15 protein-coding genes, 1 tRNA gene and 1 pseudogene are annotated in these 16,966 nt (G+C 46.1%); 11 read left to right on the top strand and 6 right to left on the bottom strand.

Annotated elements, in window-relative coordinates; all coding sequences use genetic code 11:
- The first annotated feature begins 178 nt into the window (after positions 1-178).
- Complete coding sequence (locus tag JGK16_RS20870) at positions 179-1,024, top strand: nitrate ABC transporter ATP-binding protein (protein ID WP_293176947.1); 846 nt, start codon at positions 179-181, stop codon at positions 1,022-1,024.
- A 475-nt stretch (positions 1,025-1,499) separates the two neighbouring features.
- On the opposite strand, the gene JGK16_RS20875 is transcribed toward JGK16_RS20870, so the two are convergent.
- The 3 genes and pseudogenes from JGK16_RS20875 to JGK16_RS20885 form a co-directional block, all read right to left on the bottom strand.
- On the bottom strand, positions 1,500-2,063 hold the full coding sequence (locus tag JGK16_RS20875; RefSeq protein WP_293192329.1) for a Uma2 family endonuclease: 564 nt from the start codon (positions 2,061-2,063) through the stop codon (positions 1,500-1,502).
- Between the two features lie 69 nt (positions 2,064-2,132).
- Positions 2,133-2,369: pseudogene (locus JGK16_RS20880) on the bottom strand (leucine-rich repeat domain-containing protein); the annotation flags it as partial.
- Positions 2,370-2,511: 142 nt separating this feature from the next.
- Entirely contained in the window at positions 2,512-3,438 is a 927-nt protein-coding gene (locus JGK16_RS20885; protein ID WP_293192327.1) for a TIGR01777 family oxidoreductase, read from the bottom strand.
- Between the two features lie 149 nt (positions 3,439-3,587).
- On the opposite strand from JGK16_RS20885, the gene JGK16_RS20890 reads away from it, so the two are divergent.
- Positions 3,588-5,219, top strand: a complete 1,632-nt coding sequence (locus tag JGK16_RS20890) for a DUF3352 domain-containing protein (RefSeq protein WP_293192325.1) — start codon at positions 3,588-3,590, stop codon at positions 5,217-5,219.
- A 674-nt stretch (positions 5,220-5,893) separates the two neighbouring features.
- Here the strand turns inward: JGK16_RS20890 and JGK16_RS20895 are convergent.
- From JGK16_RS20895 to JGK16_RS20905, 3 genes are all read right to left on the bottom strand, one after another.
- A complete protein-coding gene (locus JGK16_RS20895; RefSeq protein ID WP_006632682.1) occupies positions 5,894-6,091 on the bottom strand; it encodes a hypothetical protein in 198 nt (65 codons plus the stop codon).
- Between the two features lie 198 nt (positions 6,092-6,289).
- A complete protein-coding gene (locus tag JGK16_RS20900) occupies positions 6,290-6,706 on the bottom strand; it encodes a tetratricopeptide repeat protein (RefSeq protein WP_293186825.1) in 417 nt (138 codons plus the stop codon).
- Positions 6,707-6,865: 159 nt separating this feature from the next.
- Positions 6,866-7,219: an iron-sulfur cluster assembly accessory protein gene (locus JGK16_RS20905; protein WP_265238087.1), complete on the bottom strand. Its 354-nt coding sequence runs from the start codon at positions 7,217-7,219 to the stop codon at positions 6,866-6,868.
- A gap of 55 nt (positions 7,220-7,274) precedes the next feature.
- Here JGK16_RS20905 and JGK16_RS20910 point away from each other — a divergent pair, with 55 nt between their 5' ends.
- From JGK16_RS20910 to JGK16_RS20950, 9 genes are all read left to right on the top strand, one after another.
- Complete coding sequence (locus JGK16_RS20910; RefSeq protein ID WP_293192323.1) at positions 7,275-7,598, top strand: hypothetical protein; 324 nt, start codon at positions 7,275-7,277, stop codon at positions 7,596-7,598.
- Between the two features lie 90 nt (positions 7,599-7,688).
- Positions 7,689-9,329 (top strand): hypothetical protein, encoded by a 1,641-nt coding sequence (locus JGK16_RS20915; protein WP_293186823.1) that lies wholly within the window; start codon positions 7,689-7,691, stop codon positions 9,327-9,329.
- Between the two features lie 155 nt (positions 9,330-9,484).
- On the top strand, positions 9,485-9,739 hold the full coding sequence (locus tag JGK16_RS20920) for a hypothetical protein (protein WP_293192321.1): 255 nt from the start codon (positions 9,485-9,487) through the stop codon (positions 9,737-9,739).
- A gap of 92 nt (positions 9,740-9,831) precedes the next feature.
- Positions 9,832-10,101 (top strand): type II toxin-antitoxin system PemK/MazF family toxin, encoded by a 270-nt coding sequence (locus tag JGK16_RS20925; RefSeq protein WP_293192319.1) that lies wholly within the window; start codon positions 9,832-9,834, stop codon positions 10,099-10,101.
- Between the two features lie 62 nt (positions 10,102-10,163).
- Positions 10,164-11,597, top strand: coding sequence for a 9,9'-di-cis-zeta-carotene desaturase (gene zds / locus JGK16_RS20930; protein ID WP_293192316.1), 1,434 nt, complete (start codon positions 10,164-10,166; stop codon positions 11,595-11,597).
- 249 nt (positions 11,598-11,846) lie between these two features.
- The gene (locus tag JGK16_RS20935; protein ID WP_293192313.1) at positions 11,847-12,293 is read left to right on the top strand and encodes an SRPBCC family protein; all 447 of its coding nucleotides are present in this window, start codon (positions 11,847-11,849) and stop codon (positions 12,291-12,293) included.
- A gap of 222 nt (positions 12,294-12,515) precedes the next feature.
- Positions 12,516-14,516, top strand: a complete 2,001-nt coding sequence (locus tag JGK16_RS20940) for a serine/threonine-protein kinase (RefSeq protein WP_293192312.1) — start codon at positions 12,516-12,518, stop codon at positions 14,514-14,516.
- Between the two features lie 83 nt (positions 14,517-14,599).
- Positions 14,600-14,673: transfer RNA gene (locus JGK16_RS20945), tRNA-Val, on the top strand.
- A gap of 207 nt (positions 14,674-14,880) precedes the next feature.
- Positions 14,881-16,788 (top strand): RNA-binding domain-containing protein, encoded by a 1,908-nt coding sequence (locus JGK16_RS20950; protein WP_293186817.1) that lies wholly within the window; start codon positions 14,881-14,883, stop codon positions 16,786-16,788.
- The last annotated feature ends 178 nt before the right edge of the window (positions 16,789-16,966 follow it).

Here is a 16,966-nt window from a genome sequence, read left to right on the forward strand (position 1 = left end):
ATTGCATTGTTGAGAGCGAAGCGGCACAATTATATAATTGATGCAAAAGTCTTGCAATTTAAACTCAATACTGAAAATATACAGGGAACTCGAAAATCTACAGTCTCGACTCGCAGCTCACCATTCAAAACTCCATTATTTGCTATCGCTAATCACCTACTAACGGCTTCTCAAACCCATGATTAATACTGCTGTCAACCAGACAAACACCAAAACCCAGAGCCAGCAACCAAACGATCGCCGCCAGCCTTTTTTGGTGATGGACAATGTTTATAAAGTATATCCAAACGGTTACAGAGCATTAGAAAACGTTAACTTGACCGTAGCTGAGGGAGAGTTTATTACTCTGATCGGACACTCCGGCTGCGGCAAATCAACACTGTTAAATATGGTGTCCGGTTTTAGCCATCCCAGCGAAGGCACCGTGTCGATTAACGGGCAGCGGATCGAAAAGCCAGGCCCCGATCGCATGGTAGTGTTTCAAGGTTATGCTTTGCTGCCTTGGCGGACAGTGTTTGAAAACGTTTACATTGCCGTTAACGCTGTATTTCCAGAGAAGTCGAAAGCCGAAAAAAATGCGATCGTCAAAGATCATTTGGCAATGGTGGGACTGACAGAAGCTGCTGAGAAAAGACCTCCGCAAATTTCCGGTGGTATGAAACAGCGGGTTTCCATCGCCCGCGCCTTAGCAATTCGTCCCAAGGTGCTGATTTTAGACGAACCCTTTGGTGCTCTCGACGCAATTACTAAGGAAGAATTGCAGGAAGAGTTGCTGAAAATCTGGAACGATCACCGCTGTACCGTGTTGATGATTACTCACGATATTGACGAAGCGCTGTTTTTGGCCGATCGACTCGTGATGATGACTAACGGCCCATCAGCAACGATTGGCGAGGTTTTGGAGATTCCTTTCCCACGTCCGCGCGATCGGGTACAAATGATGGAAGATCCCGAATATTACAACTTGCGGAACTACGCCCTAGACTTCCTCTTCCGCCGCTTCGCTCACGATCACGACGCTTAAACCCTTGGAGATTGGGGATTGCTGGCAAAATAAAGCTCCAGCATTTCCCCACTTGCAGGGAAACATCGCTGTGTGCGAAATTTTCCCGATCTGCTTGGGTAAACTGGAGCTTAATTGTTGAGGATAAGTTTTTCCGGAAGATTTGGATCTTTTTCTCAACTTTTACGTCAATCGGCTAAGAGACCCGATTGCCTAGCTGTCTGTAAGCTGGCATGAATTTAGCCCACCTTTGACTGAAGGCGGGCTTCTTTCTTATCTTATTAACAGTTTTTCCTAAATTGATGGTTTGTGCATTCCACCATTTTAAGTGGCACAGGGCCAATGTTGATTAGTGTTTTATGGATTAAGTTTTTGGCAAAGATATCAGTTTTCTGTAGGGAAACGGCACTGCCGTGTCCTGCGCGGGGATCTGCCACTGTTAAGAATTGGTCTAAGATTGATGATTCTAGCAAGACTTTTTTAAATTCGTATTAAATCAATTAATTTTCAACCAATTAAACAACTCGGCTGCGGATAACTGCCAATCGCCCAACACGCTAAGAACAGGTAAAATATCCGTATCTGATTTAACCTCAGGCAATTGATTCGGTTGAAAAACTATTACTGATTTATCGCTCGGATCGGCAAACCAACCCAATTTAGTACCGTGATTGATCGAAAAAATTATTTTTTTTATCACCTGATTTGGAGATTGGTCAGGTGACAAAATTTCAATTATCCAATCCGGTGGAATTTCAAAGCGGTTGGCAATTTCTCCATCTTCATCAAGGGGAATGCGAGACCACTCAAAAACAGCAATATCGGGAACAATTGACCAATCCGCAAAAGTACAGCACAATTCTGGAAGAGCACAGACTAACTTTTGGGGTTCCCCAACCTCAGAAATAGTCAACAATAACTCACTTTGAAGTTTGCTATGTTTTCCTTGCGGCATAGGTTTTTGATAAATTTGACCGTCTGTGTACTCGCTTGCGGGTTTAGTTTCGGGCAACTGCAAAAACTCTGCAAGAGAAATCGTTGATTTTGCTGCAACTACCATATATCGTATCTCCTGAAATCATCTTAACGAACAAATAATCTAAGGTTCTTGTATTTCTGCTGCTTGCTTTCAAGTTTGCACGGAAAAATCTTCTGAGTCAATGTCCCAGTTTACCCAGCGAATTGCCTCTTTTGCTGATACTACATTTGGCGGCACTCGCAACGAATGAATGTGTCCGGTGCTCGGACAGCTCATTTTTAACAAATGAATCGGCTCGACATCGGCGTTATCGATTTTTAAGAGCGTGTATTCTTGCCAAGAATCTAATTCTACTGCTTGCAGTTCTTGACAAAGGCGATCGCACCCGAGGCATCGAGATGGATTGTTGGTAGTTGATGTGATTGATTGTTGAGTGGGATGATTTATTTGAAGGAACGAGGCAGAGCCTTTGGATATGCGTTCCCAGGCAGAAGAGCCGGGGAACGAGGGATATCTAAAAATGCAGGATTTAATTACCAGCCAAAATCTCTTCTAGAGCCAACTTCAGCATCGGATACTGATATTGAAAACCGCTAGCCAAAGTTTGTTTCGGCAAAACTTTCTGCCCTTCCAAAACAACTTTAGCGCCGTCTCCCAACAGCATTTCTAAAGCAAAACCTGGCACCGGCAACCAAGAAGGCCGACTTAAAACTTCCCCTAAAGTTTGGCACAATTCATTCATCCGCACTGGATTCGGTGCTGTCGCATTCAAAACGCCTTGAACTTGCGAATTTTGCAAAGAATACAAAATTAAATCAACCACATCCTCGCGGTGAATCCAAGAAAACCACTGTTTTCCTGTGCCAATTGGGCCGCCTGCAAATAGTTTAAAAGGTGGCAGCATTTTTGCTAGCGCGCCTCCCATTCCCAAAACTATTCCCAGCCGCAAAATTGCTAGCCTTGTGCCTGCATTTTTGGCAGGTTGGGCCGCAGCTTCCCAGTCTTTGCAAACTGCTGCTAAAAAATCGTTTCCCGCAGGGCTGCTTTCGTCAAACTCAGCGGTTTCGCTGGTTCCGTAATAGCCGATCGCCGATGCGCTCACAAACACCGATGGTTTAGGATTAGCATTGACGATCGCCTCTACCAACTTTGCCGTCGTCAATCTGCGACTGTCGAGAATCGCTTGCTGGCGCGCCGCCGTCCACCTTTCCTCCGCAATCGGCACCCCAGCTAAATTAACCACAGCGTCGCAGCCCGCGATCGAATTTTGCCAATCACCAGACTCCGCCGGAGTGTAGGCGACAACATCCAAATTTGGATAAGCCGAAGCCGGGAAAACTCGCCCAGCTTTCGCCGCATCTCTACTCAAAACCACCACTTGATGTCCGGCTGCTTGCAGCTTCTCCACCAGCCGGCTACCTACAAATCCCGTTGCTCCCGCGATCGCTACTTTCATATTTCTTCCCGCACTTCATCTCAACAGCAGTTTACACGATCGCCCAAACCCGTTTTAAATTCTATAAAAATAAATAGCTAGTTCGATCGGCTCCCCACAAGCCCAGTGGATTTTCATTAAACTGATAAAGGACGCTAGGATCGAAAACAATGCCTGCAAAAAAACCAAAGCTTCTAATTGCTGCCGCCATCATTGCAGCAGGTAGCGCCGCGGTGTACCTTTACTTCCACGGTTTGAGCCAACAAGTCTCCAACCCCCAAGACAGCGCCAAAGTTGTACCCGACGAAGCAATGATGGCCGCCTTCATCTCCCCCAATCCCCAAGCACTGTCACAGTTGCAGCAATTCGGCACCCCGGGCGCTCAAAAGTTGGTCGGTGCGGGTTTGAAGGCCTTTCAAGAACAAAGCTTGGCAGGCACTCAAATCGACTTTGAGAGAGACTTAAAGCCCTGGCTGGGGGGCGTGATGGTGGCTTTGTTACCCCCAGATGCTACCGCTAAAACAGAGCCTCCTAAACTGCTCGTTGTAGTCAGTGTCAAAAATAAAATTAGTGCTTGGAATTTTGCTAATAAATTAAAATCTCAGGAAGGTGCCACAACTCAAGAAACTGAGTATAAAGGAGTTAAAATTTCTGAGATTGCAGAGCCAACGGGCAAGCGCTACAGTGTGGCTTTGTTGGACGATCAATTAGTGATGGCTCCTTTGAGAAAGCCTGTGGAAATGGCGATCGATACTTTTAAAGGACAGCCCTCCCTCGCCACCGAAAAGAGTACAACTAAGTTTTTTGCAGAGAGTGCTGGCGTACCGAATCCGATCGCAACTATTTACATTGCTGATTATCCTGCTGCAATCGAGCAATTAAAAACTAATTTGCCCGATGATTTTCAATTGCCTTCGACAGTGCTTTCACAGTTTAAACAAGTCAAGTCTTTGGTAGCGGGAATAGGGGCCGACAGTTCGGGATTGAGGGTGAAAACTATCGCTCGGTTAGATCCTAAATTCGGACAGCAAAAGCCGCCAGTCGGATCGAAATTGTTGCCCAGATTTCCCGGTGAAACCATTGCTTTAGTAGGGGGTAAGGGACTCGATCGCATTTGGTTGCAGGCGACGGCAGAGGCAAAAGATAGCCCGGAAGTTGACAGGGGCATTCAGCAGGTGAGAAGTAGTTTTAAACGCTTGGATTTGGATGCCGATCGTGATGTTTTTGGCTGGATGAATGGGGAATTTGCGATCGGGGCGATCGGTTCGGATCAAGGTATTTTGTCTCAGTTGGGGATGGGGGCGGCGATGATTTTTGAAACGAGCGATCGCCCCGCAGCCGAAGCAACCCTCAAAAAACTCGATGCGATCGCCAAAAGCAATCCTACAGTCAGCGTCGCCCCCAGACAAGTCCAGGGAAAAGAGGTTACAGAGTGGCAAATACCGCAACAAGGAACCTTATTCGGGCACGGTTGGCTGAATGAAAATTCTGTATTTGTTGCCTTCGGCGGCCCTTTAGTTGATGTCATCACCACAGCGCCACCGCAACCATTAAGCAGCAGTCCGAGTTTTCAGGCGATCGCCACTGCTGTACCGCAGGCGAACCAAGGTTACTTTTATATAGATATGGAAAAAACCATGTCATGGGCGAACCGTTATTTGCTCGCTGTACAGCCCAATTTAGTTTCGCCGCCCGTTGCTGAAGTGCTCAATTCTCTCCGAGGAGTCAGCGTAGCCACAACTTCGACAGAACCGACAACTGCTCAGCTCGATCTGCTTTTTGCCTTCAAATCTAGCAATTAGGCGATCGGGAATTGGTCAACAGTTGACAGTTGACAGTTGACAGTTGACAGTTTGAGATCGACCTCTACCTAGAAGGAACAGGATTGAAACAGTGAATAATTTTGTTTTATTTCCTCCTCGAACGAGGAGGCTTTAAACCCATTATTCTTGGTAATCGGTAATTTGTAATTTTTCTATCAAATCTAGCAATTAGGCGATGGGGAATTGGGAATTGGTAATTGGTAATCGGGAATTGGGAATTGGTAATTGGTAATTGGTAATTGGTAATTGGTAATTGGTAATTGGTAATTGGTAATCGGTAATCGGTAATCGGTAATCGGTTATTGGGAATTCTATCCGTTACATCCGCTACACAACCCGTTGCCGAACTTCCTTACATTGGTTAGATCTCAATACGGTTTACTTAACGTTTTTTGTCATTGCGAGCGTCTTCGCGAAGCAATCGCAGGGTCTGTTTGTCAAATCGTTTTTCCTGGTGTACTGTCTTAAGTGAACTGTATTGGGTTAGATCTAGTACACTTCTGACTGATGACTGATGACTGCCCGACGGCAGGACTAATGACAACTGACAACTGACAACTGACAACTGACAACTGACAAAAAAAAAGTTGCTGCCTCTCCAGGGAGGGCAGCTACTCAAATAAAGCATTTTAATGTCTCTCAAAACTTCTGGATTAACCTTCAGACATTCCCGACTTATTCGGCAATTGCAAGTCATCAGGATCTACATAATGACAAACTGCTTTGTCCATGCAAATCAAGGCCCAGCCGGATTTATCGATGCTCATCAATTTGTAAGAAGCAGGCTGAATAAAGAAACCTTTGTGGTTGCGGGTTGCTGGTTTGATGTTAACGTGGCTGTCAGTGCTCATGTTCTTACAACTCCTAGTATTTATGGTAGTCAAGTCTGAAAACCGCTGTGCCGGTTTGTCGATCGTCTAAGTTTTCAAATACTAGCACTGACTTCCTGAGTTTTCCATAAAGTTATTTATTGATTTATTACGAGATCGTAATAAACCACAAACCCGATTTCCTTGATCCCCACCCCCAAATCGACATTGTTTGGGGGCTTACGCTTCCAGAAGCCACTGTTTCACGCGGGCGAGACTCTTCCAGTCCGGTTTGCGGCTTAATCCTTCTTCAAAATTTTTTGTAACTTCCTCTAACAACTCTTCGGAAGCCATCAGGAGTTGCTGAGCAACTTCTACGTGGGGGCGCACCCCTTTTTCTTTGAGATCCAGAATCGCGACTGCTAGGTTGATGCGAGCTTGGGCGTCGTGAGGGTTCAATTTAACCGCTGTTTTCGCTGCTTTTTGAGCCGATCCGGGTTTATTTTCCAAAAGGTAGAGCCACGCGAGGCTAGCCCAGGCATTGCCATTTTTGGGAGATTTCTCGCACAATTCTTTGAACACGGGGATCAGATTAGCAGGGGCTTCGCCAGCTTGGTAGCGATCGAAACCGTCTTTAAACATTTCTTCAGGGGTCATTCGATTTTGGATTTTGGATTTTAGATTTTAGATTGCTCGAAAGCATGGGGTGCGGGACAAAGGAAGCGCATCCGAGGCTAATTGTCGATCGCGATTGTCAGCAATTAGCTGGAGACCAATTACCAATGCCCATACCCATGCCCCAAGCAATTTTCCCATTTAAGCAGAAAAAGAACTGCCGCAGCCACAAGTTTGAGTAGCGTTGGGGTTGGTGAACTTAAAGCCACCGCCGATCATCGAATCGCTGAAGTCGAGCACCAAACCGTAGAGATAAAGAATGCTCTTGCGATCGCACACTACCTGAAAACCCTCGTAGTCGAACACTTCATCGTCAGATTTCACAGTGCTGGGGTCTGCGAAATCCATCACGTAAGACATACCAGAACAGCCGCCCTGCCGCACCCCTACGCGCAAGCAGAGGTCTTTACCTTGTTTTTCTCGAAGAGCTAAAACTTGACGAACAGCAGAGTCCGTCATTTGAATGCCCCGCTGTTGGGAAATCGCTTGAGTCATAATCTGTCGAACTCCTGAGACTGTCGAATGTTAAGAGTTTAATCTTATACCTCCATTGTACAGGGAAGGAAGAAGGAAGAAGGAAGAGGGAAGAAGGAAGAGGGAAGAAGTCATTAGTCATCAGTCATTAATTAGTGCGAGCGTCCCCGAAGAGCGAACGTTATCAGTATCAGTCATCAGTCAGTCACCTACTTTCCTGCCAACTGCCAACTGCCAACTGCCAACTGCCAACTGCCAACTACCAACTGCCAACTGCCAACTGCCAAAAGCTTTCGGAGTCAACTGTCAACTGTCAACTGTCAACTGTCAACTGAACGTTGAAGGCAGAATTTTTAGCCGGAAATTTTTAATTACGGTGAGACCTCATTTCCAAGCTTGATGTCCTCTCCCCCTATAGGGTTTATGATTGAGAAGCAGCGGTTGACCCTTTGTGGCACCGCAACAATGCTTCACCCAACGGGCTTACTCTATGGCAGCGCTGAATCGCTCTACTCTTCGTCGGCTACAAAACTTACCTCAAATTCCCAGCGTGTGGGAGGGCGACCGCCGACCGTTATCAAATGCTGACTCGCACATGATGCTAGAGGACGACGACGATCCAGAAGCTGGTGGCGAGTGTATTCTCTGGGTGGACGGCTCTGAAGGCATCGTCAGAGCAATGGACATGGTAGGCCCAGATGCGGGCCCAGAGGCGATCGTCCGCGCTCTCCTGCGGGCAATGGAACATCCCCAAAGTCCGGCCCCCGCAGTCCGCCCCCAAAAAATCGTAGTCAAAAATCGAGAAATTCAATTTTACCTGCGGGGAATACTTCAAGATTTAGGTATTTCCATTGACTACGTACCGGAATTGCCCTTAATTGATGAAATCTTTCGGGGCATGGAAGAGGTCGCTGTGAATCGGCCTCCCGAATTACCGCCTGAGTACGCCGAAGTGCTAATGGAAAAAGCCGCTCAAATTTGGCACGATGCTCCGTGGCGGACTTTGAGCGAACATCAAATTATATCTATTGAAATCAATCAGTGGGATGTCGCCAGCCTCTACGTATCCGTATTGGGCCAAGGGAGAATGGATTACGGAGTTTTGCTGTACCGATCTCTAGAATCCTTGAAGCGGTTTCGAGAGCGAGTTGTCAACGATGACTCTTTTGAAGATTTAGAACAGGCTTTTTTAGGGCAAGACTGTTTGTTTCTCACCTTTGAAAGCGCCGGCGAGCTTGATGAGGATGACGATGACGAAATTGATTTAGCCGATTTGCCTCCATCGGAAATTGAACCGAATTTTGGCAACCTGCATCCTTTAGAAGGATTGCGATCGATTCTTTACGAAGAAGAAGCCCTGACGATGTTAGTTGCTCTCGAAGCATTCCACCGCTTTTTCCACAACGGCCGCCGGAAATTGGCAGCAGACACATTTCCCGCTCTCAACAGTCGCTACCGCATCCCTGTTCCGCAGTCTGATGGAGAAATTCAACAGGTATCGGTTAAAGTTTCGACGATGCCTGAGGTGTCAGACGAATTATTACAGATGCTGGGCGATGACGATGACGATGAGGATGATGAATTTGAAATGCCACGGCTGCGGGACGATTTGGTGCCGCAAAATTCATTCTTGAGTCTGGGTGTCGTACCTTGGGAAACGGTAGATTTTCTACGCGGAAGTGTCCAGTTTCACGAAGGTGCAGAAGTCGATATTAATACCGCCGGGGATGGTTTGCCTGTAGTGATGATTCAAACTTCCAATCCCAAGGCTAAAACTATGATTCAAGATTTGAAAGAAGCTGGAGGGGTGAAGGCAATTTGTTTTAATCCGGGCGAAGATCCTTTTCAAGACGAGCAATACGACTTGGGTATTTTGCAAACAAAAAATGGGGAATTGTATTTGTTTGGCGAGTTTAATGAAAACGACCCGGTGCATCAGGAAGCTCGCAAAAAGTGGGAGCGCCGCTGTAAATCAACTAACGGTTGGTGCGGTTTGGTGATTGCTAAAGGGTTGATGGGTGCTTCTCGCGGTCAGCCTCAGTTTAAGGATATGGTCGCTTTGTTTGAGGTGCGCTGGGTTTCTCCTAAAGACTTAGGAATTGGGCCACTTCAGTTGATGCCGATGTTTTAAAGTCAGTTGTTAGTTGTTAGTTATTTGTTATTTGTTATTTGTTATTTGTTACTCGTGTGATGCTGCTAATAACCAATAACTAACAACCAATGATATTAGTCGCCAGTCAACAGTTAGCAGTCATTTTTTTATTTGAATTGGCAAGGAGAACGAACGTGTCAAATTCTACTCAAAAGCGAGAAGTGTTGGTCGCCCTTGATGCCGAGTTTGCTGATAAAATAGACCAGCTTACCGATAATTGGACGGAGGCGATCGAACAAGCTCTCCGTCTCTGGTACGCCAAGCAAATAGAAGATAAATTGCGGAAATTTTATCTCAACCGCAGTCAAGAAGATATTCAGGATGAAAAAGAGTGGTTTGATTTTGTAGAAGAACAGATAGAGGAAGCATGGAACGCCGATGGACTCTAATTCAATAACTACAACTTATCCCAGACAAGGAGAGATTTATCTTTCAAGGGCTTTGCGTCAGTTAGGAGATACAAAAAAAAAGACCTGTAGTTGTGGTTTCTCCTGACATCCGCAACGAGTTTAGCGATTCTGTGATTGTTGTTCCTTTCACAAGTAACCTTACAGGCGTAGATAATCCTAATCGCATCTTAATTCCGGCTGGTGAGGGAGGATTACAAGCTGATTCTTTAGCTGTCTGCGAAAATGTGTCTGCTTTGCGCCAGACTTATCTGGAACAAAGCCCTTACGGTGCAATTAGTGCGGATTTTTTGGCAAGAATTCAGAGAGGGGTGCAAGTGCCGATCGGCATTTACGCACTTTAGAATGTTTCGGAAACTCTAAAACTTGTTACAATTTGTAAAAATACTGGATAAGGATAGGTAAAATGCGGGTTGCGATCGCAGGTGCGGGACTGGCTGGAATGACCACAGCAGTCGATTTAGTGGATGCCGGCCACGAAGTAGAAATTTTTGAGTCCCGCCCTTTTGTCGGCGGCAAAGTCAGCAGTTGGGTAGATCCCGACGGGAATCACGTTGAAATGGGTTTGCACGTATTCTTCGGCTGCTATTATAACTTATTTGCCCTAATGAAAAAGGTGGGAGCTTTTGACGATTTGCTCCTCAAAGATCACGTCCACACTTTTATCAATCGAGGCGGCGAAACTGGTTCTTTGGATTTTCGCTTTCCCGTGGGTGCTCCTTTGCACGGTTTGAAGGCATTTTTCACTACATCCCAGCTAACGGTACAAGACAAAATTCAAAATGCGATCGCCCTGGGAACTAGCCCCATCGTCCGTGGTTTGATCGACTTTGAGGGAGCAATGAAAACTATCCGCAATTTGGATAAAATTAGCTTTGCTGACTGGTTTCGCAGTCAAGGGGGCAACCAAAACTCCCTCAAAAGAATGTGGAACCCGATCGCCTACGCACTAGGTTTTATCGACACCGAAAATATTTCAGCCCGGTGTATGTTGACAATCTTCCAATTCTTTGCCTCCAAAACCGAAGCCTCTGTCATGCGGATGCTGTCCGGTTCTCCCAACGAATATTTGCACAAACCAATTGTCGAATATTTGGAAAGTAAAGGAACCAAAATTTACACGCGGCGCCGAGTCCGAGAAATTCAGTTTGAAGAAGGCACAGAAACGCGCGTAACAGGTTTGCTAGTAGCTAACGGCGAAACTGAAGAACATATTACCGCAGACGCTTACGTTTTCGCCTGCGACGTGCCTGGAATTCAGAAAATATTGCCTCCAGCTTGGCGCAAATGGTCGGAATTTGACAACATTTATAAGTTAGATGCGGTACCAGTTGCGACAGTACAATTGCGGTTCGATGGTTGGGTAACGGAACTGGAAGATGAAGCCAAGCGCAAACAGTTGAGCCACGCTGTAGGCATCGATAATTTGCTATATTCAGCAGATGCAGATTTTTCTTGTTTTGCCGATTTGGCGCTGACAAGTCCCAAGGATTATTATAAAGAAGGACAAGGTTCTCTGTTGCAGTTGGTGCTGACACCGGGCGATCCGTTTATCAAACAAAGCAATGAGGCGATCGCCCAACACGTACTCAAGCAAGTTCAGGATTTATTCCCCTCAGCACGGGAATTAAATATGACTTGGTACAGTGTGGTTAAGCTCGCTCAATCTCTGTATCGGGAAGCGCCGGGAATGGATCTTTTCCGCCCTGCTCAAAAAACTCCTGTTGCTAATTTCTTTTTAGCTGGAAGTTACACTCAGCAAGACTACATTGATAGCATGGAAGGTGCGACTCTTTCCGGTCATCAAGCGGCTAAGGCTATTCTGGAAACTTACAGTTAGTTGGCAGTTGATAGTTGGCAGTTGGCAGTTGGCATTAGTCGCTCCAGTGAAAAATGCTAAAAGCTAAAAGCTAATGATTTTCTCTCGTTTCCAGGCTCTGGCTGGGAATGCCTTGGAGGAGGCTCTGCCTCTGATATTCGCTTTTGAAAACCGAGGCGGAGCCTCTGGATATGCGTTACCAGGCCGAGCCTGGAAACGAGAAGAAACAATTCTTCAATCTAAAATCTAAAATCTAAAATCTAAAATCGAATGACTGATTGGTTAGAGCATAGTGTACAAGTAGAAGTGGCAATTCCTATCGAATTAGCGTGGGAACTTTGGTCTGACTTAGAGCAAATGCCGCGCTGGATGAAGTGGATAGAATCAGTTCGAGTTCTCGAAGAAGATCCAGAATTATCGCGCTGGAAACTTGCAACCGGGGGGTTAGAATTTAGCTGGCTTTCTCGGATTCTCAAATTAGTGCCGAATCAGATAATTCAGTGGGAATCGGTAGATGGTTTGCCCAATCGGGGTGCGGTGCGGTTTTACGATCGCAAAAACAGCAGCATTGTCAAACTAACCGTGGCTTATGGAGTTCCCGGCTGGCTGGCAACATTGATGGACAATTCATTTGTAGGGCGAGTTGTTGAATCGACTATTCAGGCTGACTTGGAAAGGTTTAAAGAGTATGCTCTGAATGTTAAAGCTAGATCTTAAATGCTGCGGACTGAAGTCCTCACTACAAACTGGTTTGATCGTTCGGACTTCAGTCCTTTAATTTTAAATTGTAACGCGAGAGATAAGACTCGGCGGTTGAAACCGCGACTACACAAACGATGTCCGCCTCCGCGGACTAAGAAATAAAGGGGATATTTAAGTCGGATTTGGTATTGCCTCAGTATCATAGAAATATGCTGCTGATTGCTTCCCGGTTCAGTTATGAGTTATTGCCTAAACCCCGCCTGTCAAAACCCGCAAAATGCCGATCGAACTCAATTCTGCCTGAATTGTGGCACCAAACTGTTGCTCAGAGAGCGTTACCGCGCCATCAAACCCCTCGGGCGCGGCGGTTTTGGCCGTACTTTTTTAGCCGTTGACGAAGACAAACCCTCAAAACCGCGCTGTGCAATCAAGCAGTTTTTCCCGCTATCCCAAGGAACCAGCAGCGCCGAAAAAGCAGCAGAATTATTCAACCGAGAAGCGGTGCGGCTGGACGAATTGGGGAAACACCCGCAAATTCCCGAATTGCTGGCGCACTTTCAGCAGGAACGATATCAGTATTTAGTGCAGGAATTTATAGAAGGTCAAAATTTACAGCAAGAATTGGCGGGGGCTGGGGCTTTTAGCGAAAATCAGATTCTCGGTATGCTGAATGATTTATTGCCAGTATTGCAGTTCGTGCACGATCGCAATGTAATTCACCGAGACATTAAACCACCTAACATTATCCGCCGCCGCATTGCTCAAACTCCGATTATTTATACTTACCCAACACTAACCGGGGAATTAGTTTTAGTTGACTTTGGTGCTGCAAAACTTGTGGAGGGTTTGAGAGAAACAGGTACAGTGATTGGTTCGCCTGAATTCGTGGCGCCGGAACAAATTCGAGGTCAAGCGGTTTATGCTAGCGATTTGTATAGTTTGGGCGTAACTTGCATTTATTTACTGACTCAAATATCTCCGTTTGATTTGTTCGATATCAATCAAGATGTTTGGGTTTGGCGAGATTTTTTGAAGGTTCAAATCGATCCGAAATTAAGCCGCATCATCGACAGAATGATCGAACCGAGTCTCAGTCGCCGCTACAAATCTGTAGCTGAAGTTCTCCAAGATTTGCAGCCGAAGCAGTCGGGGGCGGGCACGCACCATCCACCGCCCCTACCAGCGCCTGCAATTCCCGCGCCGCAGAGGATGCCTGCGGTGCAGAATGCCGTGCCACCAACGGTTGCAGGCACTATTATACCTGTGCCACCGATGCAGCGGGTTGTGCCAGCACGCGCGCCTACTTGGAGGTGCGTTCATACTCTGGTAGGGCATTCCCATGCTGTTACGTCGATCGCATTTAGTCCCGATGGTGCGACTTTAGCTAGCGGGAGTGAGGATAAGACGATCGAGATGTGGAAGTTGGACGCGGGTAAGCGGTGGTACACTCTCACTGGTCATTCTGACTGGGTGACTTCTGTGGCGTTTAGTCCTGATGGCGCGACTTTGGCTAGCGGCGGCCGGGATAAAACGATTCAAATTTGGGATTTGAATAAGGGTAAGTGGTGGTATGCTTTGCGCGGTCACGAGGATCGAGTTTATGCTGTGGCCTTTAGTCCCGACGGTCAGGTTTTGGCGACGGGGAGTCGGGACAAGACTGTGCAGTTGTGGAATTTGAATAAGGGTAGGCCGATGTCGGCTTTGAATGGTCACGTCGGTGGGGTTGAGGCTGTGGCTTTTAGTCCTGGTGGGGAGTTTTTGGCGACGGGGAGTCGGGATAAGAGTTTGCAGTTGTGGGATTGGCGCAATGGTCGATCGATTTGTACTTTAGCAGAGCACGGGGATTGGGTGCGGGCGATCGCCTTTGCATCTACCCCCCCCAGCCCCCCCTTGGTAAGGGGGGGAGTAGGAGAAGGATCGATTTTGGCGACGGGGAGTCGGGACGGTACAGCGAAGCTGTGGCGGGTGGATGCACAGGGGCGAGGGACACTGCTGCGAAGTATGAGGGACAATTCTGGGGATGTTTTGTGTGTGGCGTTAAGCCGGGATGGTGGGTTTTTGGCGACGGGGAGTCGGGATGGTTCGATTTATTTGTGGGATACGGCTACGGGGGGTTTGCTGGAACTTCTGACGGGACACGGGGGGGAGGTTTTGTCGGTGGCCTTTAGTGCTGATGCGGGGTGTTTGGCTAGCGGTTCGGGCGATCGAACTGTGAAGATTTGGCGGGTTGGGAATTAGGGTGGTGGCTGTGGGTGGCTTGAAAAATTTTATATTTATGCTTGACAATCCATCTAATGTTCTGCTACATTGGTAATTCGTGAGGACGCATAGCTCAGTTGGTTAGAGCACTACGTTGACATCGTAGGGGTCACTGGTTCGAGTCCAGTTGTGTCCATAGTTTTTTAAGCCTTATGGCTACGACATTTAGGACTCTGACTTAATGTATAGTAACAAAATATTTATCACTGATAACATACTTAATCGCGCTGGCAGCGATCGACTCTTGTTGGTCTGTGGGTTTGAGCTTTGAAATACTGGCAGCGCTCAAACGCCTTTATGAGAAAGAACTGGAGTTTACTCACCCTGCTTCAGAGATAAGGAAATGGATTTAGAAACATTACTCGATCGCATAAACCTTGGAGAAGACCAAGACATTGAATTTAAGTCTGCTGACGGTGGTTTTCCCAAAAGTAGTTGGGAAACAGTATCAGCATTTGCCAATACAGATGGTGGTTATATTGTTCTAGGTGTCACGGAAAATCGAAATGGGTTCGAGATTTCAGGTGTCCGTAACCCCAGTGTACTATTAAAAGAATTTTGGAACAATCATAACAATCTGCAAAAACTCAGCACTCCTATCTGTTTTAACTCCGATCTAGAACAACTAGAGATTGAAACTAATAAGTTAGTCATTATTAAAGTGCCAAGAGCGACTCGGACACAGCGACCAGTTTATATTAACAATAATCCCTTAACAGGCACATATAAACGCAATTATGAAGGGGATTATCGTTGCACTGATGCTGAAATCCGTCAAATGTTGCGCGATGCCAGTGATGCACCTCAAGATATCCAAATTTTAGAAGGTTTCGACCTTAGTGATATCGATACAGAAACATTAAAATCCTTTCGTCAACGGTTTAGCTCTAGAGAACCAGATCATCCTTGGCTGGCATTACATGATTCGGATTTGTTGCGTCAGTTAGGGGGATGGAGTCGCGATCGCAGCACGGGTCAAGAAGGGTTAACTATTGCTGGTTTGCTCATGTTTGGTCGCGAACGTAGTATTTTAGATGCACTGTCTCACTACCAACTTGATTATCAGGAGCAACTTTCTGACGATCCAGAAACACGATGGACTTACAGACTAACACTTGACGGCAAGTGGGAACCTAACTTGTTTAATTTTTACTATCGTGTTTATACTCGTGTAGTTAATGATTTAGAAGTTCCTTTCCAACTCGACAAAGATGCCATACGTCGTGGCGAAACTCATGTCCATGAAGCATTGCGAGAGGCTTTGGTCAATACTCTTATTCATGCCGATTATCAATCTACTCGCCCTTTAAAAATTACCAAGTATAAAAATGGTTTTTCGTTTTCCAATCCGGGTCGTCTGAGAATTTCTATTCAGCAGCTTTACGAAGGCGGCGTTAGCGATCCTCGCAATCCTAATTTGCAAAAAATGTTTCAAATGCTTGGCTTAGGAGAAAAAGCAGGATCGGGCTTTAGAAAGATGATCCGCGCATGGATAGAGCAGCAATGGTTTCCTTTGGTATCAGAGAAATTAGAGTTAGAGATGACTTTGGTTGCTTTACCAATGGTGAGCATGATTCCCGAAAATGTCGAAACAGAGTTAAGGGAAATTGTGGGAGATGACTATTGCGAATTGACCGAATTAGAGCGGATTATTTTGATACTGGCACATCAATCAGGAGAAATTAGCAATGCTGACATTCAGTGTTATAGTCGAGAACATCCCAGAGATATAGGGGAATGTCTCAAGCAATTCGTAAATAATGGTTGGTTAGAGCGCTCTGGTCGTGGTCGCGGAACTCAGTACGCTCTACCAAATAAAAGTCAACCTGATTTACTTTCCTTGATTCCAAGCTCCGTGCATAATGAGCCAAGCTCCGTGCATAACGAGTCAAGCTCCGTGCATAATTACTCAAGCTCCGTGCATAATGAGTCAAGCTCCGTGCATAATGATGAAAATTTCTTTTTACTAGAAATAGCTGCTCCGGTTCGAGAAAAGCAACGGGCAAGTCCAGAGTTGATGAGAAACACGATTCTGAAACTTTGCTCGGAAAGATATTTAACTGTCAAAAGATTAGCTGAACTATTGAATCGCAGTTCTGAAACAATTAGGACTCATTTTATTAATCCAATGTTGTCAGAAAAATTACTAGAACTCAAATATCCTGATGAACCAACTCATCCTCAGCAAGCATACAGAACTTTATTGTCTCAAGGAATCAGCAATATTTCTGATACTCCGCCATCTTTTTAAACCTCACAAAACCTCCTTGACACCAGCCATCCGCCCACAACGCGGGAATCTTAAACTTCGCCCCACAGTTGGGACATTCCGATCGGTACGCCTCTAATCGCCGATTTAGCGGACAAGAGTGGAAAACCCATACATATAACCATCATTGCGGTGAACAGTTTTGCAGTATTTGTGACGC

The organism is Microcoleus sp. PH2017_09_SFU_O_A, assembly GCF_020738625.1.
GTDB lineage: Bacteria > Cyanobacteriota > Cyanobacteriia > Cyanobacteriales > Microcoleaceae > Microcoleus.